At 43.4% G+C, this 18,731-nt stretch carries 17 protein-coding genes and 2 pseudogenes; 9 read left to right on the top strand and 10 right to left on the bottom strand.

Features of this window, described 5'->3' with window-relative positions; genetic code table 11:
* Nucleotides 1-48 precede the first annotated feature (48 nt).
* The gene (locus MC7420_RS35460; protein ID WP_006102444.1) at nt 49-1,029 is read right to left on the bottom strand and encodes a hypothetical protein; all 981 of its coding nucleotides are present in this window, start codon (nt 1,027-1,029) and stop codon (nt 49-51) included.
* Between the two features lie 428 nt (nt 1,030-1,457).
* Between MC7420_RS35460 and MC7420_RS19620 the strand changes: the two genes are divergently transcribed.
* On the top strand, nt 1,458-1,886 hold the full coding sequence (locus MC7420_RS19620) for a helix-turn-helix domain-containing protein (protein WP_006102411.1): 429 nt from the start codon (nt 1,458-1,460) through the stop codon (nt 1,884-1,886).
* A gap of 57 nt (nt 1,887-1,943) precedes the next feature.
* Here the strand turns inward: MC7420_RS19620 and MC7420_RS19615 are convergent, their stop codons facing one another.
* From MC7420_RS19615 to MC7420_RS19595, 5 genes and pseudogenes are all read right to left on the bottom strand, one after another.
* Entirely contained in the window at nt 1,944-2,780 is an 837-nt protein-coding gene (locus tag MC7420_RS19615; RefSeq protein ID WP_006102388.1) for a hypothetical protein, read from the bottom strand.
* A gap of 59 nt (nt 2,781-2,839) precedes the next feature.
* Nucleotides 2,840-3,118 (bottom strand): annotated as a pseudogene (locus tag MC7420_RS19610) (transposase); the annotation flags it as partial.
* A gap of 160 nt (nt 3,119-3,278) precedes the next feature.
* Complete coding sequence (locus MC7420_RS19605; protein WP_006102507.1) at nt 3,279-4,433, bottom strand: ParB/RepB/Spo0J family partition protein; 1,155 nt, start codon at nt 4,431-4,433, stop codon at nt 3,279-3,281.
* Between the two features lie 17 nt (nt 4,434-4,450).
* A complete protein-coding gene (locus tag MC7420_RS19600; protein ID WP_006102481.1) occupies nt 4,451-5,233 on the bottom strand; it encodes a ParA family protein in 783 nt (260 codons plus the stop codon).
* 345 nt (nt 5,234-5,578) lie between these two features.
* A complete protein-coding gene (locus MC7420_RS19595) occupies nt 5,579-7,189 on the bottom strand; it encodes an alpha-amylase family glycosyl hydrolase (protein WP_006102560.1) in 1,611 nt (536 codons plus the stop codon).
* Nucleotides 7,190-7,498: 309 nt separating this feature from the next.
* Between MC7420_RS19595 and MC7420_RS19590 the strand changes: the two genes are divergently transcribed.
* The 4 genes from MC7420_RS19590 (at nt 7,499) to MC7420_RS19575 (ending at nt 13,017) form a co-directional block, all read left to right on the top strand.
* Nucleotides 7,499-9,022, top strand: coding sequence for a cytochrome P450 (locus MC7420_RS19590; protein ID WP_044208351.1), 1,524 nt, complete (start codon nt 7,499-7,501; stop codon nt 9,020-9,022).
* Between the two features lie 228 nt (nt 9,023-9,250).
* Nucleotides 9,251-10,726 carry a carotenoid oxygenase family protein gene (locus MC7420_RS19585; protein ID WP_006102391.1) on the top strand — a complete coding sequence of 492 codons (1,476 nt, stop codon included), beginning with the start codon at nt 9,251-9,253 and terminating at the stop codon, nt 10,724-10,726.
* A 16-nt stretch (nt 10,727-10,742) separates the two neighbouring features.
* Nucleotides 10,743-12,038 carry a plasmid pRiA4b ORF-3 family protein gene (locus MC7420_RS19580; RefSeq protein WP_006102460.1) on the top strand — a complete coding sequence of 432 codons (1,296 nt, stop codon included), beginning with the start codon at nt 10,743-10,745 and terminating at the stop codon, nt 12,036-12,038.
* Between the two features lie 166 nt (nt 12,039-12,204).
* Nucleotides 12,205-13,017, top strand: coding sequence for a DUF928 domain-containing protein (locus MC7420_RS19575; RefSeq protein ID WP_006102541.1), 813 nt, complete (start codon nt 12,205-12,207; stop codon nt 13,015-13,017).
* Here MC7420_RS19575 and MC7420_RS44110 read toward each other — a convergent pair.
* A complete protein-coding gene (locus tag MC7420_RS44110; RefSeq protein WP_390435670.1) occupies nt 12,936-13,151 on the bottom strand; it encodes a class I SAM-dependent methyltransferase in 216 nt (71 codons plus the stop codon). The genes MC7420_RS19575 and MC7420_RS44110 overlap by 82 nt on opposite strands.
* A 168-nt stretch (nt 13,152-13,319) precedes the next feature.
* Between MC7420_RS44110 and MC7420_RS37085 the strand changes: the two are divergent.
* The 3 genes and pseudogenes from MC7420_RS37085 to MC7420_RS19565 all read left to right on the top strand — a co-directional run.
* Nucleotides 13,320-13,530: pseudogene (locus tag MC7420_RS37085) on the top strand (tyrosine-type recombinase/integrase); the annotation flags it as partial.
* A gap of 194 nt (nt 13,531-13,724) precedes the next feature.
* Nucleotides 13,725-14,078, top strand: coding sequence for a hypothetical protein (locus tag MC7420_RS19570; RefSeq protein ID WP_157453237.1), 354 nt, complete (start codon nt 13,725-13,727; stop codon nt 14,076-14,078).
* A 50-nt stretch (nt 14,079-14,128) separates the two neighbouring features.
* Complete coding sequence (locus tag MC7420_RS19565; protein WP_044208347.1) at nt 14,129-14,557, top strand: hypothetical protein; 429 nt, start codon at nt 14,129-14,131, stop codon at nt 14,555-14,557.
* A gap of 57 nt (nt 14,558-14,614) precedes the next feature.
* Here MC7420_RS19565 and MC7420_RS19560 read toward each other — a convergent pair whose 3' ends face one another.
* Nucleotides 14,615-15,928 carry a HEPN domain-containing protein gene (locus tag MC7420_RS19560; protein ID WP_006102375.1) on the bottom strand — a complete coding sequence of 438 codons (1,314 nt, stop codon included), beginning with the start codon at nt 15,926-15,928 and terminating at the stop codon, nt 14,615-14,617.
* 144 nt (nt 15,929-16,072) lie between these two features.
* Here MC7420_RS19560 and MC7420_RS19555 point away from each other — a divergent pair, with 144 nt between their 5' ends.
* The gene (locus MC7420_RS19555; protein ID WP_157453236.1) at nt 16,073-16,336 is read left to right on the top strand and encodes a thermonuclease family protein; all 264 of its coding nucleotides are present in this window, start codon (nt 16,073-16,075) and stop codon (nt 16,334-16,336) included.
* Here the strand turns inward: MC7420_RS19555 and MC7420_RS19550 are convergent.
* Both MC7420_RS19550 and MC7420_RS19545 read right to left on the bottom strand, forming a co-directional pair.
* Nucleotides 16,333-17,472, bottom strand: coding sequence for an HNH endonuclease (locus tag MC7420_RS19550; protein WP_006102418.1), 1,140 nt, complete (start codon nt 17,470-17,472; stop codon nt 16,333-16,335). The genes MC7420_RS19555 and MC7420_RS19550 overlap by 4 nt on opposite strands.
* Before the next feature lie 66 nt (nt 17,473-17,538).
* Nucleotides 17,539-18,525 carry a nucleotidyltransferase domain-containing protein gene (locus MC7420_RS19545; RefSeq protein ID WP_006102465.1) on the bottom strand — a complete coding sequence of 329 codons (987 nt, stop codon included), beginning with the start codon at nt 18,523-18,525 and terminating at the stop codon, nt 17,539-17,541.
* Nucleotides 18,526-18,731: the final 206 nt, after the last annotated feature.

Raw genomic sequence — 18,731 nt, 5'->3', positions numbered from 1 at the left:
AGTCAAGGATGCTGCTGGAGAAGGCACGACGCGATCGCTATTTCCAAATCAAGCTGCAGCCGTTCCCTCAGAATGCCCTTGAGTTGGCTCAGAATCTGCATTCCCTTCATTTCGAGCAGCCTCTGAAACGTCCAGGATGGCTTCACTGGGGACAGAACGATTTGCGGAAATGGCGGCTTCTAGAACCTGGGCAGCCCAATCTACGGCAACTAATCCCTCAGCTTTAGCCGTATCTCGAAGAAGTGGTTGCAAGTGGGTAGGAAGCTGTAGGGTTAGAGTGAAGGTTTCCCTTTTCAGTATCCGAGTCCTTTGGGTCTCATCGGATTTTGCCCATCGAGCCACCCACAATTCGCATTCAGCTCCCCGTTGGTTTCCGTCCTTTTCTATAAAATTCAACACCCCGAACTGGTTGCAATAAAACGTTTGGGGGTCATCGAGCTGCTCTAAACTGCAATGAGAGCAATTCCAGCAGCTCTTGTAATTTGTTTGTGCTTCAGGAGGCGAACTTCCATCGGTTCTGGAGTGGCTTCCGGATGAATGCGGTGGGTTAGCGGCAGTACGCGCACCCTGCTGTCGGTACTCCTGAGCGACTTGGGCAACGTGAGCAGCCGTCACTTTACCCCTAGGAGCCGTAGATACCGCCTTCGCCCATGCTGCCTGTTGCTGTTCAGGTTTTAAGGCAGTGAGAGGACGAGCTTGGCGCTCATTGGCGGGGATAATTTGTGCGCCATGGCGCACATTTTCCACCACCGAAGCCGCTTCAATCAACTGATAAGCTGAGCGGCGAGATATTTCCCAACGGGTAAGGCAATAATCCTCAAAAGTCCCGTAGTCTTGTCGGTATAAGCGCTTGTCCCGAATCTGTCGTAAGGCTTGTCCGATTTGCCAAAACGCTCTTAAACCCTTTTCTACGGTAGCTTCCAGACTTCTGAATTCTACTATTTCAGCATCGGTTAGTTCGTGTTCTGTATCCGCTAAGGTTTGGGTATTGGCTTGATCGCTATGACCGATAATCTTAGGAGATTGCATTTAATCTTCTCCTTTTGCAAGGTTGAACGTCCTGAGTTGCCCTGTGCGCCGTCAAATGCGTGTCTGCTAATGATTGCTGGACATTTTGACAGCTGTTGCCTAAATTTGCACTGTGCAATATCTATTATTGCATCATGCAATATCTATTATTGCCTAATAATAGTCTTTTATTCGATCTATTTTTGTATCAGCCCTGAAATGGTCTTGCATACAAGAGGGCTACAGCTAGGGGAATGGATTCTGGAGGGAAATCCTGGTAAACCTTGTCAATGTAAGAGTTTTACCGTTTAATAAGATATGAAGGATCAACGACTAACGTTGAAACCGTGAGCGAGTGTATCGTCCTGATCCCGACTTTTGGTGGGGAGTAGGGCAATGGGTGTAAAGAGTATAATTGTTATAAACAGAGCCAATTAATTAAACAGATAGTGACTGCATTCGCGTCTTCTCACCTCCAGGTTCCTCAACAGCGGCTGAATCAGTTGATTGAACAGCTGTTAGAAGATGGCTGGACTCAAAGCAGCTTGGCTAATGCTATTGGTGTAGATTTCTCCACGGTATATCGGTGGTTGAAGGGAAAAACTAAACCTGAGCCGGATTCCAGGAATTTTCGGCAATTGGCAAAGGTGAGCGGTGGTACCCCCAGAACCCTGCAACTTTATTTAGACGGGGAAATTTCCCTGTCAGTCTACCGTTATGGGTTAGAGAACAAAGGAGTTGTGGATGTAAAAGATGACAATATGTCTAGCAATGAGAGGATTAAGGCAGAAGTTTTAGACAAAATTTACGCCCTTGATCCAGCCGATATTGCTGATGTGATTTCTTCTACGGTGGCGTTTTTAGCTAATCGAGTTTGACTTGAGATAATTGAAGCAGTTTCAGTTTTCGGTTTATTTCTTTCTTTTTTTGCTTTATTACTGCTTTGACCAAAACGAAGCCTGCACAAAAACAATGACACTCTCCCAATCTACGGTTTGATGGAGTAGAGAGCGGATGAATAGCTCTTTGATAACACAAATTTCTTGATCGGTAAGGTTCTTTGCTAAATGTGCAGCATAAGAGGGTCGATTGGTTGCAGAAGTCGTCCTAAACCAGCGATCAATTAAAGCGGGTGTAATCTGCATTTGGGTAAACGCTCGATTCTCATCCACGTCAACCCCTAACCCTACCGACTCCAAAGCCTGTCTTAAATCCCATGCATCCCAATTCACCATTGGATCTAACGTGTCCCTGTAAATCGCCTCTTCTGCTGTCACTAAGCGTTGGTACAAATTAGTATTCAGCTTCGACGAGTCGAGCAAACGATAAAGTCGTTGCGTATAGCGTGGTATCGTTTCAGCTAGTACCAAAACTCCCGACGGTTGCAGCAATTGAACTAATCGTTGAGCTGCTGCTGATTTATCCGGTTCATGAATAAACGCATTGCGCCCAATCATACAGTCAAATCGGATATCTGGAATTTGGGTCGCTAAAACCTCTGGTAACTGGGTTAAAGTAGCCGTTAGCACCACAGGACGCTGGAGTTCCGGAAGCGTTGCCACCTGTTCTTGTAAGGCAAGAGCCTCAGCCGATGTTCTCCTACAGGCATAAACTCCACCTTCTGGTACTTGACGCAACGCTTCAAAGGTCAGTAAACCGCTCCCAGCATTCAAGTCCAAAACAACATGGTGACGCTGAAGTTGAGCCAGAGTGAAAATACGATCGCGTACTTTCTCCAACTGTTCACCCCCCTGACTCAACGTGCGCTGCAACCAACGGTCAATTGTGCGGTGAGTTGGTCCAGTTGTTATAGCGCTTCGCGCTCGTCTATTTACAAATACTGGAAGGCTGAGTCTGCTGCTTTATGAATATTAAAGTCATGTTTTGGCAACTCCTTTCTAATTGCTGTTTTGACTTTGTGCCACCAATGTTCAATTGGGTTCAAGTCAGGAGAGTAGGTAGGTAAAAACAGCAATTCACACCCGGCTTTTTCAATTAATTCTCTAATTTTACGGGAGTTATGGAAAGGGGCATTATCCATAATAATTACCTGCCCAGCTTCCACCTCTGGTAATAAACATTTTTCTAACCATGTCTCAATTACCTTGGCTGTACAATATCTTTCCTATTCCTTACTTAGATGTTGCCTTAAATCGTTTAATAAATTGGATGAATTGCTTCCCTGGCGCTGTTCCTTTAGCTAAGCCTAGCACAGATTTCCACTTTTCCTCTGCCTAGAGTGACATAAGAGCGATAGTTAGCCCTCCTTATCAAACCAGTCGGTCTTCACCTGTATCCTTTACTATCTCTTCTATTTCTGCCAATTTTTGTTTCAGGATTTCCTGCAATTGAGTGAGTTGGTCTATCTCAGCAGCAGCAAGGGTTTCGCTGGAAAGCTTTTGCAAATTCCCGGTCACTTTAGCAACTTGCTTGATATTTCGCGACAACTTGACATCCTCTTTCGCCTGAGATGCGATAGTTTCGTTAACTAATTTTCGGGTTTTCGTGGCAGACAATTTTTCCGCCATAACTTTCTGGGTTACCTGAACTCGAATGGTAAGCGCTTCGTCCTCCGTTTTGCCTAAGTTTTTCCCATTAAGTTTAGCCAGCGCCATCCCATGCACTCCTTTAAGTCCCGATTCCCGAATTGCCGCTTTCAGGTCAGGTGCTAAACCTAACATCGGGAAAATATTGGCATCAACTGAGGCGGGATTGAGCTGTAAATCCAGCAGGAGTCCTAACACCGCCTGTTCTCGCTCCTCTAAAGCCAAGTCCGCTAGACCATGCTGTTGGACATCCTCTGTAGCTGTCATCAGTTCAACAACTTGACTCATGCGTTTTTGGGCATTTAATCGTCGCACGGCTGTATTGAGAATCCGGGGAATGTCTGCTGCGTCTATATCTGTATTGTTCGCTAACTCTCGTACAATTGCCTCAGCTTTATCCAAGGGATTGAGGTCTTCTCGATGTAACGAGGTTAGTAGTGCTTTCCGGTGCAAGGCAACGGGTTCGGAAATAATCACGGCATGGAGATTTTGCCAACCCAAAGCTCTAGCGCTGCGCCAGCGCCGTTCTCCATCAAAGATGACTAAATCACCTCGCCGCATTAAAATAATTGGTTCAAGTTGTCCATCCTTCTCTAAAGAGCGGGACATGGATTCGACACTCTCACTTAAAAAGGTTTGTCGGGGTTGCTCTGGGTTCGGCTGAATTTGTTCAATGGGAATGGACAAAATACCTGCGGTTGATTCTAATTGTTCTCGCAATGCAGCGAGTTGAGTTTCCAATTCGTTTGAACCCGCCGCCCGAAGTTCTTCAATTTCTATCTTGAGACGCTGAATTTCTTCCTCAGCTTCTGATAGCTGTTGAGACTGCTTGGCGGCTGAAAAATAACTGGTTAGGTCAGGTGCTTTACGGTTACTCATGATAATTCATTCACCATTCAAATTATTGATGCCAAAGAGGAAGCGATTTCTTTAAAATCAGCCAACGCTGAATGGGAAGGGCGGTGAAGATGTAAAGGTAATCCTTGTCCGCTAGCATTGGCAAATTCCGTACTATTGCGAATAGCTGGAAAGGTGCGGATACCCATCTGTTCTAACTGAAGTGGCAATGACTGATTAAGCTGTCGGTGAACGGCTCTTTTGCGGTCATATTGGCAGGGGACAAATCCTAAAATCTCTGGTTGGGGTTTGAGGCGCAGGTGTCTTATGTGATAGTAATACCACTCCAGTAAACGAGCGGCTCCTTGAACGGATTTGGGTTCGAGTTGTACGGGAACTACGATATGAGTGCAGGCAGCTAATGCCATCAAGGGTAGAGGACCTAAAGTTGCTGGACAGTCAAAAATAATTAGATCGTGTTCGAGGGGATGGTCGGTTAAGCTGTCATTCAATAGGTAAGCTCCGCGTTTATGTAAGACCAGTTCATCTGCGGTTTGGGTCAGTACCATTCCTCCTTGGCAGATGGCAACGTTGTCGATGTGATTCGTCCAGCACGGAATTAGAGGCCAAGAGCCATCAAAATTATCGTTCAGTACAGCCGCTAGTGTTTGTTCGGGTTCAGGTGGTGTTAACCCACAAAAGAGGGTCAGTGAGCCTTGGGGATCGAGATCCATGAGCGCTACTTTGAATCCGCGCTTTGCCAGTTCATAAGCCAGATGAACTGAAAGTGTGGTTTTTCCACTGCCACCAGCATTGCTGATTACCGCCAGTCGAATTTGCATATCTAGGCAAGTTGAGTGCTATTGGAGCATCATATATCGATATATGATCTGGGGGAAGTAGCCGCGACGAAAATTTAATCAGGAGCGCGATTGTACATAAGTAAGGCGACTAAAAAAATCGCGGCAAGTCTCTTGGTGAGCCAATTTCGGGTTTTTGCCTGGGGGGGTTAATCCAGTTGTCCTCTTGAGCGGAGGAATTCATCGGGGTTGTAATGTTCATGCGAAGGTGCGATTTTGGTCAATCGCAATTTTGTGCGCCATGGCGCACAAAGTTCCCCCGCTAACCGGGCGAAAAGAGAGGGTTATGAACTGTTGCGGGGAAAATTGTAGATCGAGCTGCATTAGTTAGCTGAGGGTCAAAATTGCACATCCATAAGACCCCAACTCCAAACTTTCCCCCTGCAAGTGAGCATTAGAAGCAAACAGCATCTCCTGGGTGTTCAGATTGACTTGTTGAGTCCTCGGACTCAAATTAAACAGGCAAACCAACCCTTCCACCTGATTAAATCGCTCAAACCACAGCAAACCCTCCGTTGCTTTGACAAAGCGGAAATCTCCGTGAATGAGAGCAGAATGTTTTTTCCGAAATGCCAACCATGCCCGAACTAACGCCAGAGGAGAACCATTATCCACTTCTGCACAATCGACGGCTAATGGCAAATGTCGCTCATCCACAGGCAACCAAGGCTCAACCGTCGAAAAGCCAGCGTGGGGGGCTTGTGAGTGCCAGGGTATGGGGGTTCGCGCCCCATCTCGCCCCTGATGATAGGGATACATCGCCTTAGCTTCCGGATCAACCAAACGCTCAAAGGGAACATGAGCCTGGGGTAAACCTAACTCTTCCCCCTGATAAATAAAGGCATTTCCCGGCAAGGCGGCAATGAGAACTAACAGCAACTTGGCAGCATTGGTATCCCCATTTTCCCCCGCTAACCGGGATACCGCCCGCACCGAGTCATGATTAGAAAATGCCCAACTTGGCCAAGAGTCTCGCGTTTCTCCAAATGCAGTTTCTACAGCATTATGAATCAATTGAGGGGAAAGCTCAGAACCAAAAAAGATAAAACTGTAGGCAGTGTGCATTCTTTGATTGCTGTGAGTATAAATTGCCATTGTTTCAAGTTCGGGTTCGCAGAGAATTTCTGCTATTCCCATGGTTCCCTGATAACAATCAAATAATTCTTGACGAATGCGCTGCAAAAACTGGAGATTTTCTGGGCGCAGAATATCGTAGACATGGGACTGCCAAAAATAAGGATTGTTGCGTTTCGGGGGCTGGGGGTGAATAGGATTATTCCGCAACAGAGGATCGTGCATGAAATAAGTCGCCACATCAAAACGACAGCCATCTACGCCCAAATCTAACCAAAAACGTCCCACGTCTAAAAGTGCGTCCTGAACCTCTGGGTTATGCAGGTTCAAATCGGGTTGCTCCGCCAAAAAGTTATGCAGATAGTATTGTTCGCGCCTTACCTCCCACTCCCAGGCAACACCTCCAAAGCGAGATAGCCAGTTATTGGGGGGAGAACCATCATCAGAAGGATTTGCCCAAACATACCAATCGGCTTTGGGATTATCTTGGCTTTGGCGACTTTCTTGAAACCAAGGATGCTCCAAAGATGTATGTGACCAGACCAAATCGACAATAATTTTCAGTCCTAAGTCGTGAGCTTTGGTGAGTAAATCTTTAAAATCATCTAGTGTTCCAAATAGAGGATCAACGTCACAATAATCAGCAACATCATAGCCAAAGTCTTTCATAGGAGAACGGAAGAAGGGAGAAATCCAAACTCCGTCAACACCAATCGAGGCGATATAGTCGAGTTTTTGAGTAATTCCGGGTAAGTCTCCCACTCCATCATTATTAGTATCTAGAAAAGAACGGGGATAAATTTGATATAAAACGGCACCTTTCCACCAGGGGTTTGGTACTAAGGGGTTGGGAAAGTTCGACATAATGAAAGATGTTGATTTAAAGACTGCAAATATTCTCACCTTTCCCCTGAAGTACCTCCAAATGCCCCTAGCGATCGCGGGTTTCCGTGCTAAGGAGCTGCGTAAAGTTATTCACACAGAGAGAGGTGCTAAGTTGACAACCTCAATCCCCCTATTAAGAGCCAACTGGTGAAAGCCGAGGACTATATCCAAGAAAAAATGGTAGATTTTATCAGCAAAAAATGCAATACTTTTAGTTAAAAGGATGGGGGATAAGCCCAGGACTAGGTTCTACGGTTGACAACGTGTAATGTATAGAGAAGTTTGAGCATGTTTGAGCATCCATGGACAAGTTTTACCTTTCTGTCAGGCGTTGGGATGGGTCTTATCCTGTGGCGCAGGCAACACCATCAACTCGGCTCCCGTTCAATATCTAGCCTGCCATCACCTCCGGGAAAATGGTTCACGGGTAACGCTCTGGAACTTCTGGCGGCGGCAAAACAAGGAACCTTTTCTCTAGCACTTTTTCGATGGATGCAGCAATATGGCTCGATGATTGTGGTACGGGTCTTCAACCGACCTATTGTACTCGTGGCAAAGCCTCAACTCATCGAAAGCATTTTGACAGACGGGCAAAGTCAGGGAAGATTTACCCGCAGTCCCTCCTTTTATAACGCTTACAAAGATGTGTTTGGCGTCCATATCGGCAACCAGGTTGGTGAAGCTTGGAAGTGGCGTCGCCAAGCCGCCACACCCGCTTTTCGCTCCAGTCAATTCACTCAAAAGTTTGACCTGATCCGTGAGGGATGTCAACAAGTTATCAACCAACTCCAAAGCGCGGCTCAAACAGGCAAAGCGGTTCAAGTCGATTCTTTATTTGTGGATTTGACGATGAATATCATTGCCTCTTTTTTACTAGGAGTTACCTTTGAGAGAACAAAAAACTTTACTGGCGAACCTCCCTTTGAACCCCAGCGCTTGTATGCCGCCCTTGCCGTCCTGGAAAAACATGTACTTTTACAAGCTACTGGTCGCAGTCGATGGTTTAAGTTTCTCCCCACATCAGAAGGACGGGAATACCAACAGGCTCAAGATTATTTACGACAGAATTTAAAGCCGCGTGTAGCGATGGCGTTGCAAGTGGCGAGGACTGATGAGGCAGAATCCCCATCGGTCAGTCCGTCATTTCGCGATTCAATGTTAGTTAAATTTGCCAAAAACCCCCAGCATGATCAGGATTCGCTGATTGCCGAGACTCAAGCTTTGATCTTTGCCGGTCATGATACGACCGCTCACACCATGTCCTTTGCCGTTGGTGAGTTGGGGCTTAATCCGAGAGTTTTTCAGACTGCACAACAGGTTGTTGATGAAGCCTGGGAGAAGGAAGGCTCACTTAATCTTTCTACTCTGAAACACTTGAGTTACATAGAGGCTGTAGTCAAGGAGACATTACGACTCCATCCAGTGGCGGCGGGAATCCCCCTCATCTCTACCCAAGAGACAGAATTAGATGGGATCAAGATTCCGGCAAATGTGGGTGTTGAACCCTTTTTCTGGGCAGCGGGACGAGATCCTGATATGTATCCTAACCCGGAAGAATTTTACCCAGAGCGATGGTTGCAATCGGAGAGTGATCAACAACCTCTGCCCCTCTTATTTGGATTTTCGCGGGGGTCTCATTTTTGTTTAGGCGCACCCCTGGCTCTTTTGGAAGCAACGGTAATGTTGTCTTTACTCCTGCATCATTTCAACTGGGAACTTGTTAATGGACAAGATTCTCTGTTAGATGTTAATCAGTATTTGACGGTATTCCCGCGCGATCGCATGCCGATTCGTGTCGTGTCGAGACCTTAATTGATAACGGGTTGCTCTGTTCGACGACCCCTGGGAACGCTTGGTTTGATGGGATTAGATGGGTCAATCTGGGAAAGTGCGATGCTTCCCTGGAGTTATCCCCTCATCCCAATTCAGATGATCGTCTACCCATGTCTCATATTTGTCAGCAAGCAGTATTCGGATGGGTTGAGTTGACCATGCCAATGGCACTATAATCCCGATAACGCTACTTACCCGTCTTTGTGTATGAGTACTCAAGTAACCCCCAACTCGCCTCTACAGTCGGAAATCATTAAAGCATGGCAGAAAGGTTATGAGTCTCAGCCCAATGAATATAGCTACTGGATTAGTGATATTGAAGGACAAGTTCCCCCTGAACTTAAAGGAACCTTTTTTCGCAATGGTCCAGGACTATTCGAGATTAACGGGCAGCCCATTGCTCATCCCTTTGACGGAGATGGTATGATTTGTGCCTTTTCCTTCAAAGATGGAAACGTACACTTCAAAAACAAATTTGTCCGCACAGAAGGCTATGTCAAAGAACAAACCGCAGGCAAGATTCTCTACAGAGGTTTTGGTACACAGAAACCTGGGGGTTGGCTTAAAAATATCTTTGATTTAAGGTTTAAAAATGTAGCTAATACTAGTGTTATCTATTGGCACAATAAAATTTTGGCACTGTGGGAAGGCGGCAATCCCTATCATCTCGATCCAGCGACTCTAGACACGAAAGGACTCGATACCTTAAACGGTATTTTGAAACCCAATCAACCGTTTTCCGCTCATCCAAAAATTTTCTATAACCCAGAAACCCAACAAAAAATTCTCATTAATTTTGGCGTTGTCACCAACTTATCAAGTCAGCTACATATCTGGGAAATCGACCAATCGGAGAAACTCTTAGCCACCCATCAACATCAGCTTTCCGGCTTCCCTCTGCTGCATGATATGTTGATTACTCCTCATTATTATATTTTCTTCCATGTTCCCTTTAAAATTAAGCCCTTGCCATTCCTGTTCGGACAGAAAAGTATTGCTGAATGCTTAAAATTTGACAGTCAATCCCAAACCAAGCTGCTGGTGATTTCTCGTCAATCTCCCCATGAAATGAAAATCATTGAAACCGATCCTTTCTTTGTTTTTCATCATGTAAATGCTTGGGAAAACGAGGGAAAACTTTATTTGGACTCTATTTGTTATGATTCCTTCTTTGAAACCGACTCAAGTATAAATTTTCGAGAAGATGATCTAGACCTTTCCTATCTCCCAAAAGGGCAATTATTGCGCTTTGAAATTGACCTGGTGCAAGAACAGGTTAGTTATAAAACCTTAGAAACAACCCCCTTGGAAATGCCCATCATTCATCCCGAAAAACAGGGGTATGAATATCGTTATGTGTATCTCAATTGTGCTGATGAATCTACAGGCAGCATCTTACAACAGGGCATCCGTAAAATTGATATGTATACCGGAGACAAACAAGATTTTTCTGTTGCCCCTTATGGTTTTGTTACAGAACCGATGTTTATTCCCTCACCCAATGCCTCCACAGAGGATGATGGTTGGGTTTTAACATTAGTCTATAATGCGGCTGAACATTGCTCAGAATTAGTTGTTCTGGATGCCCGTGATCTGACAAAAGACCCCGTGGCAAAGTTAAAGCTGAGTCACCCTATTCCCCATGGTTTCCACGGACATTGGACTAATCAACTTTTTCTCTAAGTTTCATAACAAGACTATGGAAGACCTACTCTCACAGTTATACGCCCAGGTACTCACCCCATCCATTCCTCCCTTAAGTTCCGAACACCAACAGCGACTTCAGCAATGTTCTATTGATGAAAATAGTCCGGGTACTATTCTGCGTGATTTTCAAACTCTGCTAGACTTCCTGCACCCCAATGGAACTCAAGTCAGTGGCAAAAATAACCTCTTTCCCCTTAAATTGCTACCTGAAATTAACTCCCGTCTGAGTCATCCCATCCAAACTAATCTCAAACGCCCTCAACAAAAGTCTTACCCTTATATTAACGGACTCTATTTGTTATTACGCGCCTCTGGGTTATCTCAAGTTAAACACAAGGGAAAAAAACAAATCCTGGTTTTAGACGAAACTGTACTTCAATCCTGGACAAACCTTAACCCCACCGAACGCTATTTCACTCTCCTGGAAGCTTGGATGATTTTTGGGACTGAAGAAATTTTAGGAGAACGCTATGATTTAATGGGGAACCTGTTCAAATGTGTCCAATTTTGGTCAAGACTTCCTGAAAACGGCTTCAGCATTGCCAAATATAGCGACCAAAGGGAATTCTCCTATTCGCCAGAACTTTACAACATCGCCCTTTTGGATTTATTTGGCTTCCTTTCCGTGCAATCGGGACAACCTGAAGCGGGACAAGGATGGCGGATTACTCGTTTACAACCCTTTGGCGATGCTATGGTGCGGTTTTTGTTTACCCTTTGTGGGAAAAAAGATTTTACGTGGGAGTCTCAGGGTAAGGTCAATGTCACCTTCGGAGAATTACAACCCCATTTTCAATCCTTTTTTCCGGAATGGAAAAATAATTTAATCCTGACAAATAACGAGTTCACCGATGGAATTTATGTCTTTAAAGTATCCCTGGAAAAGGCTTGGCGGCGCATCGCCATTCCCGCTAATTTTGAATTAGACGGATTAAGTGATAGCATCCTGGATGCCTTTGATTTTGATAATGACCATTTGTATCAATTTATCTACAAAGACCGTTTTGGTCGTAGGGGACAGATAAGTCATCCCTACTGCGACGAATTGCCTTCAACAGCAGAGGTTTGTGTGGGTGAATTACCACTACAACCAGGGGACAGGATGATATTTCTCTTTGATTTTGGGGATCATTGGGAATTTGATATGCAACTCGAAGAAATTCAGCCGCCTAATGCCAAAATCAAAATGCCCCAGATTCTGAAACGATATGGTGAAGCGCCTTCACAGTATTGGGATGAAGAGGAAGATTGGGAGGAAGACGAGGATTGGGATGGAGATGATGAGTAGGAAGATCCAATTAAAAACACTCAGTACAGCACTTTCTAATACGGTGTAGTACAGTAACCCTGAGACGGCTCTGTTCTGCTCTTGTTTGGGTGTATCACATCGAGTCTAAAAATGCTGTACAGGCAGATGGCAAAAGGTTTCAAGGAAAAAGTACCAAAATAGTACCATGAAAAAGCCATTGATTAGTCTGAAAACATTTTCGATAACGTTGTCCCTGGGATTGGTGATGAGTGCCAGCACTAAGGCGATCGCTGGTTTTAAACCAACTTCACTTAATCAGGAAAATCGGGCGCTTTCAGAAACCTTAGTCGCAGGTTATAAGGGTCTACAATTCAAACGGTGGAGAAGCCAGGAAATTCGACGCCTTTCAAGAGGAATGGCAAGGTGTGTTGGTAAAGCTCAAGTTGATTTAATACCCTTATTACCCCAGTTACCAACACCTAATGAAATTCCAGTTGAGTTGACGGTAGAGGCAAATCCAACATTTTTAATTTATGTGAGTGAGAGTAACTTTCCCGTAAAGGAAGCTCAGTTTACACTGCTTAATGGAAAAGGTGATAAAGTAATTTATGAAAAAGCTATCTCCCTGCAAGACAAAGTGCCGGGATTTGTTCGTATTAGTCTACCCGAAACCACTCAAATTGATTCAGAGCAGGATTTGTTAGAGGTTGAGCAAACCTACAATTGGTATTTCACAATATCCTATGATCCGAGTGATCGGAGTTTAGATCCTACTATACAAGGAGTGGTGAAGCGAGTTGCCAAAGAAGAGTCTCTGGTGCAAGAATTAGCCAAGACGCCAGAAATTAATCACCCGAAAGTCTATGCAGATTATGGAATTTGGACAGAAACAGTGAGTTCGCTGGCGCAGTTACGGGAGCGTTATCCAGATAATCCTCAACTTGAAGCGGATTGGATAGATCTGTTGGAATCTGTGGGTTTGGATAATCTGGGTTTCAATGCTTTGGATAAGTTTTGACAAAGGGGAAGAAGTTCGTTTTCGCGGACGTGTTCAATGCTACCTATGGAAAAAATTGTATCAAAGGCATTGGCTTCATAGTCCAGGGTAATAAAGTCTTTTAACTCGACGTTGAAGCCATACTGTTCATCAATAAAGTTTTTTTGGGCTTGGGATAGGGTCTATCCATAGAGGGTATCGGCGTGGCTAGTTTGTTTATGAATTTTCTTGAGCATCGCGCCCCAGCCACAACCTAATTCCAATATTTTTCTGCCTTCTGCCTCTTCCCCACCACAAGACTCCCTGTAGCAGAGCCTATGTTGATTGTGCAGAAACGAGCAACAGAGGCGGGGGTGGAGTCGTTTAGTCCCCATGATTTTAGGCGCACGTTCTGCTCGGATTTGTTGGATGCGGGGGTGGATATTGTCACGGTGTTCTTATTTGGCGGGTCATGCGTCTCCGGTGACGACGGCGAAGTATGACCGCCGGGGGGAGGAGGCAAAGCGACGGGCGGTGCAGCGTTTGGAGTTTTAGATTATTCGTAATTTATCGGCTAAGAGTCCAGTGTATGTAAAGAGTTTGTGATCGCTAAATTTTTTCCTCAGAGAATGGGCAGACTGGATAAAGGAGTATAAAGCGGTCAATGAATGATACCAAGAACTAAGACTTCTTACTGCAATCCCTTCTCTCTGTAAAAGATCAAAAGGTCAATTGTTTTTATGAAGACCATGAAGAAACCAGTTTTTGCTTCAATTACCCTAGGCGTTCTCTTGCTGACCACAATCTGTAGAGCAGCTCAAGCCGATGAGTGGAACCCTGAATTAATGGTAATGCCTAGCATCGATTACTTAGAAGTAGACATCTTTTGTGATGGTGTTGATGTAGAAAAGAAAAGACTGTACCTGAACGAATGGGGCAAACCTCCTTATGTTCTTTTGGGAGAAGAGGTTGAAATCTCCCCGCGCTGGAACGGCATCAGCAGATATATCCTGGTTAGGTTACAAAATGGGAATGAGGTTTCCATCGATAAAGCGTGTCTAAGCCCCAACCCACTTTTATATTACCGGACAGGTACAAATTGACTTGTCCAAAGTTCAAAGCACCTTTATTTTTTCTTGACTGACCCAGTAAAATGCTCAAAATCAAATCTCTCGGCTTATCCATTATTGCCGCCTCAGTTGTTTTCGGTAGTCAAGCACTTGCGTCCGTTCCTACGTCTGTACTAGACCAGTCCACTGACTCATATTTTTGGAATGTTCACCCAGAAATGTTGAACAGGAGTATCCAGCCTCATCAAACTCAGTACAAAAAAGAGTGGTTGGCTATTCGAGAGGTTTTGAGAGACAGGCTTGTTTGGATGGAATTACCTTACTGCTACGCAGAACCCGGAACCTATGGCTATGAAGTGGAGGATTATGGGGAAACAGTTACAGCACTAACAGACGTGGTATTCTATGCCCGTCACCCTGAGTTGAACGGGCGCAAGATAAGACCAGGAGAGACGGCGCTAGTGGAGGAATGGAAAGCTATTGCTAGAATGTTCCCGCCAAGCTTGTGTTAGAGTGTGATCGCTTCCGCTGACGGCTTGTTTTACTGAGGAGGAAAGTCAATAAGTTGTCTATGGTTTCATGTAGGTTCGGAGTGCTGCCATAGCAGCAGTTTTTACATCTTTTAAAGGCTCAGATTTAAAAAGTCGTCGATAGCCTTCTAGTTCCTTCCAATCACTGATTTCGCTAGCACCTCCATGCACAAGATCGGAACGAAGGTCAAAGAGTTTTTCGACACGCTTTTCCCAAGTTGTGTTTATAGGGAATGTCTGCTTAATACCATCTATGATAGTTTGCTCCACTTTATGACGTTCACCAAATAGCGCATCCAACGCGAAAAAGAAGTGCAAGAAACGTTCAAGGTCATCATGAATAATTCCATAGTGAATAAAATGCGATGCCGTCGTAGCTCTTTTTTTTACTGGATCTGGACTAGAAGCTCTTTGTACATACCAGTCTTGCACTTCAGAAAGTGTTTCTGGTTGTACGTCAATAGCCTCAAGTAAAGGTGGTAGTAAATTGCCTATACTGTCACATACAGACCCGCAACCCACCTGAGTTGCATCCTTCGGAAACTGGATTGAGTAGAAAGCTTTATCAGCTCCGCTCTTGTAAAGAAGAAGCGGAATCCTATTCTCTAAATATGAGAAAAGCACTGCAAGAAATGTACGCATCTGACGTGCTGCGAGTTTCTTTGAACCTAATGCTGTTCCAGAAACTTCGCAGACTAGCCAAGTTGGTACAAGCTGAAAGTCTTTAAAGGAATCTCTGTCCATGCCCTCTGCCCAAGTTCCAAGGGCGGGGTTCCAGTACTTCGCATCCGAATAATGACTAGACAATTCTTGCCATCTGTCTGCATCGCTAGATGACAATAGTGACATCCCATCAAACCCTAGGATAAATGAATGAGATTTGACTCGATGGAGAGGGTAGAGAACAAGCCAATCAGTCATTGATTTAACTAAATTTGCATGGATTTCACTCCATAAGCGTGACACAAATTCATCTATATTGTCAACGGCTCTAGCCTCTAATAAATTATTAGCTTGCCTAAAAACTATTTTATCAACATTAAAAATTTTATTATTATTAGCGTTTTCTTGTAGAGACTTATCTATGATTTTGCCAAATGATTCTCTGTCGCCACCTCGAAGCTGAGGGTCACAAGATCTAGCCATATTAGCGATATCTTCGTAACAATCACGCCCACGCTGAGTCAGCCACCACTCTGTACCAAATGAGTTTCCTAAAGGTGAAAATGGGTGCTTACCAGCAAAAAATCTTATCGGATGCGACGATTTATTTTGTGGCTCTTGGAGATGAACCTGCTTGGTTAAATCCAAAAGTTTTTGGGTAATCTTTTTGAGGTCTCTGGGTTTGATCATAAATTGAGGCGATTCATTGTTGTCTTGTAAAAAGATGGAGTCTATTTGATCATCAAAAGCTTCCTTACTATTTTGCCATGCTCACACCAATCTAACCAGACAGCGATCACACTTTGTTCTAATGCTAGCTGAATTCTGGGTGAGTTGAGTCGTCGTCCCGATTATGTGCATAATTCCCCTAGAACTGCTTTATCCCGAAAGACGGGTAAGGTTGCTATTTCGGAACTATGGCAGGTGGTGGATGGGAGTGTGTATGACGGGGATACGCTGTGGGTGAAACGAGGGTGGGAGGAGATGAAGCTGCGGTTGTGTGGAATTGATGCACCGGAGAAGAATCAGCCGTTGGGAGTTGAGGCGCGGGATTGCTCCCGCGTTTTACCGTTACACGGGAATAGATTATTCCTTTAGTTTACTTGTAGTACAGTTTTAAACTCCCCTTTTTCCTTGTAATATTCACAAACATATATTTTTGGATCTTTTGTAGGTAAAATGACTCTGCCACATTCTACCGCTATAGATACAGGAACTGCTGGCAAAATGCTGATTTTACAGTTCTTTCCATGTTTTGCTTGAATTTCATTGAGCAATTTACGATACTCATAACTAAAAATTTCAAGTTGTCTTTTTGTTTTCAAAAAATGTGGTGAAGGTTCAGGGACAGTTATCCGATAAATACTACATATTTTTGAAATTAATTGATCATATTTATCAAGTTTAATAGTATCGCTAATTTCTAATTTTATAAAGACGATATCACCCTTATTATATTCTTCGCAAGAAACAGAATAAGATAGCTCAATATTTGCTTCTTCTTGCCAAGACCAAGTTCGACTTGTATTCTCAATAGTCCTATGAGATTGATAAATATCTGCTGGCACAGTATCACCTACACATTTACCTAAATAGATTAGTAAAGGCATAGGTGCTATCGCAAAGATGGAAAGATGCTTAATTTTTATATCATCAATACCTTCATCCAAGTACCTTTGAATTTTACGTTCAATTCTAGTTTTAGCGAACGCTTGCCATTGTTCAGGTGTTCCTAGTCTATCAAATTCCTTTTCCTCTATCTTTATTCCTTTCTGGTCTGTCGGAAACTTCGGAAACATTGCATTCCTGAAAGCTTCCCCACTTATGGGAACAGTCCGAGAGCCAATATTTACAGAGAAAAGTAATACTGTAGATTTATGTATGTCCTCTGGATAACTCGTTTGTATCTCTATCCTATCTTCGTGTTCTTGCTTCCAAGTACGCAATAACTCAATTGGATACCTCTCTGGATGATTATCTATTTCTTTATGGCATTGCTGGCACAAAAGCATCAGATTATGAAAGTCTACTTGCAATTCTTCTGATTGCTCTGTTCCTCGTGGACCATCTTTACTTGAGCCAATAATATGTGCAACTTCTGCAAAATTGCCTTCACTTAAAGTTAAACCGTTATACCAAACAGGTTTATTGCATCCTTTAAATTCGCAACGCCCTGCGGATTTTACCCAGAGTTTTAATTTTGTTGATTCGGGTATGCTTTTTCTTTTTACCATAACTTATGATATCGGAAATATTTTTAATTTTAGCGATTCAGGTATAATTTTTATTGTTGCTATAACTTACAAGATTGGAAAGTCATGACCAAACACTTTTCGCAGCTTGACACATGCACTCAAGGGATCGAGTTCATTTACTGCACTAAACCATGCACTAGACAAAGTATCTCGCAAAACGAGCAATTTTTCTTTTAGTGACAACATTTGATTATTAGTCATTTTTTCAAAAAGATCATTATAAGGTTGGACTGGGAGTTTTACGCTTATTTGATTGTTCCAAGTGAACATACCAATCATCCCAGTGACAACATTGTGCAATGCCTTCAAATCATTATATTGATAATTATAGGAACTGTAAACATAATATTTTTGTGGCGTGAAAAGATTGTAGCAACAAGCGGTTAAAGCTATTCCCGTTGGTCGTCCTGTTACCGTTGAAGAAAAGTTATAGCTTTTCCATCGTTTTAAATACCTTACAATCCGACGAAACTGCTCCCTGTCAGAACTGTCAGTAATCTTTGATTTCAGGAGTTCTTTAAGCTTAAATGGTTCAGATAATTCCCAAATCTTTTTATCTTCAGATGAACCTATAAAGCCTTTTGCAATATGGTTTAATTCATTGCCCCAATAATTATCGGTGGAATAAATAGCCAAGTCAACATGAAACCATTTTGCCGCATTTTTATGATATTGAACTCTTACACAAGGTCTTTTTATCTCAACTGTTCTTGCTGCTACTGTATTTAGGGCATGATAAACCCACTCTTTAACCTGAACCGGTCTATAACTATTTTTTGAAAAATTAAAAACGATGCCTACATCAATATCATAATCTTCATATAAAATAGGTTGTACGCCTGTTGCCAGGTTATAACTTCCCTGATTAAAATAAGAAAAACTAGGTGTATATGATGAATAAAATACTCTTTTCAATCCGTCTCTTAAATCACCAACAACTAAATCTCTTTTGTCACGCAATGGTTGACTGCCATCAAAATCAATTCTGATAGCATCATGAAATTTGATAAACTGCGACTGAATCTTTTCCATTCTTGAATTTTGATTTTTTAGAGATATTTTATATCAATTTTTAAAATTATAGCATACGAAAATATTACTTGTATGATGTAACCAGTTGCATCTAAATGTACCGCAGGGGTAATTTTTAGTTGGCTGGGAAATTTGGGTTAGACTAACGCCATCTGTGGCATAAGTCTAAAGTGCAATAGATACTGGCAAGGATGTCTGAACAGTAA

The organism is Coleofasciculus chthonoplastes PCC 7420 (assembly GCF_000155555.1).
Classification (GTDB): Bacteria; Cyanobacteriota; Cyanobacteriia; order Cyanobacteriales; family Coleofasciculaceae; genus Coleofasciculus; species Coleofasciculus chthonoplastes_A.
The sequence above is the reverse complement of the archived record's forward strand: the minus strand, read 5'-3'. Positions and strand labels throughout refer to the sequence as shown.

Excerpts from the sequence above, each read along its gene's own strand:
- MC7420_RS35460 (WP_006102444.1), bottom strand. The coding sequence starts at position 1,029 with ATGCAATCTCCTAAGATTATCGGTCATAGCGATCAAGCCAATACCCAA.
- MC7420_RS19605 (WP_006102507.1), bottom strand. The coding sequence starts at position 4,433 with ATGAGTAACCGTAAAGCACCTGACCTAACCAGTTATTTTTCAGCCGCC.
- MC7420_RS19600 (WP_006102481.1), bottom strand. The coding sequence starts at position 5,233 with ATGCAAATTCGACTGGCGGTAATCAGCAATGCTGGTGGCAGTGGAAAA.
- MC7420_RS19595 (WP_006102560.1), bottom strand. The coding sequence starts at position 7,189 with ATGTCGAACTTTCCCAACCCCTTAGTACCAAACCCCTGGTGGAAAGGT.
- MC7420_RS19590 (WP_044208351.1), top strand. The coding sequence starts at position 7,499 with ATGTTTGAGCATCCATGGACAAGTTTTACCTTTCTGTCAGGCGTTGGG.
- MC7420_RS19585 (WP_006102391.1), top strand. The coding sequence starts at position 9,251 with ATGAGTACTCAAGTAACCCCCAACTCGCCTCTACAGTCGGAAATCATT.
- MC7420_RS19580 (WP_006102460.1), top strand. The coding sequence starts at position 10,743 with ATGGAAGACCTACTCTCACAGTTATACGCCCAGGTACTCACCCCATCC.
- MC7420_RS19575 (WP_006102541.1), top strand. The coding sequence starts at position 12,205 with ATGAAAAAGCCATTGATTAGTCTGAAAACATTTTCGATAACGTTGTCC.
- MC7420_RS19570 (WP_157453237.1), top strand. The coding sequence starts at position 13,725 with ATGAAGAAACCAGTTTTTGCTTCAATTACCCTAGGCGTTCTCTTGCTG.
- MC7420_RS19565 (WP_044208347.1), top strand. The coding sequence starts at position 14,129 with ATGCTCAAAATCAAATCTCTCGGCTTATCCATTATTGCCGCCTCAGTT.
- MC7420_RS19560 (WP_006102375.1), bottom strand. The coding sequence starts at position 15,928 with ATGATCAAACCCAGAGACCTCAAAAAGATTACCCAAAAACTTTTGGAT.
- MC7420_RS19550 (WP_006102418.1), bottom strand. The coding sequence starts at position 17,472 with ATGGTAAAAAGAAAAAGCATACCCGAATCAACAAAATTAAAACTCTGG.
- MC7420_RS19545 (WP_006102465.1), bottom strand. The coding sequence starts at position 18,525 with ATGGAAAAGATTCAGTCGCAGTTTATCAAATTTCATGATGCTATCAGA.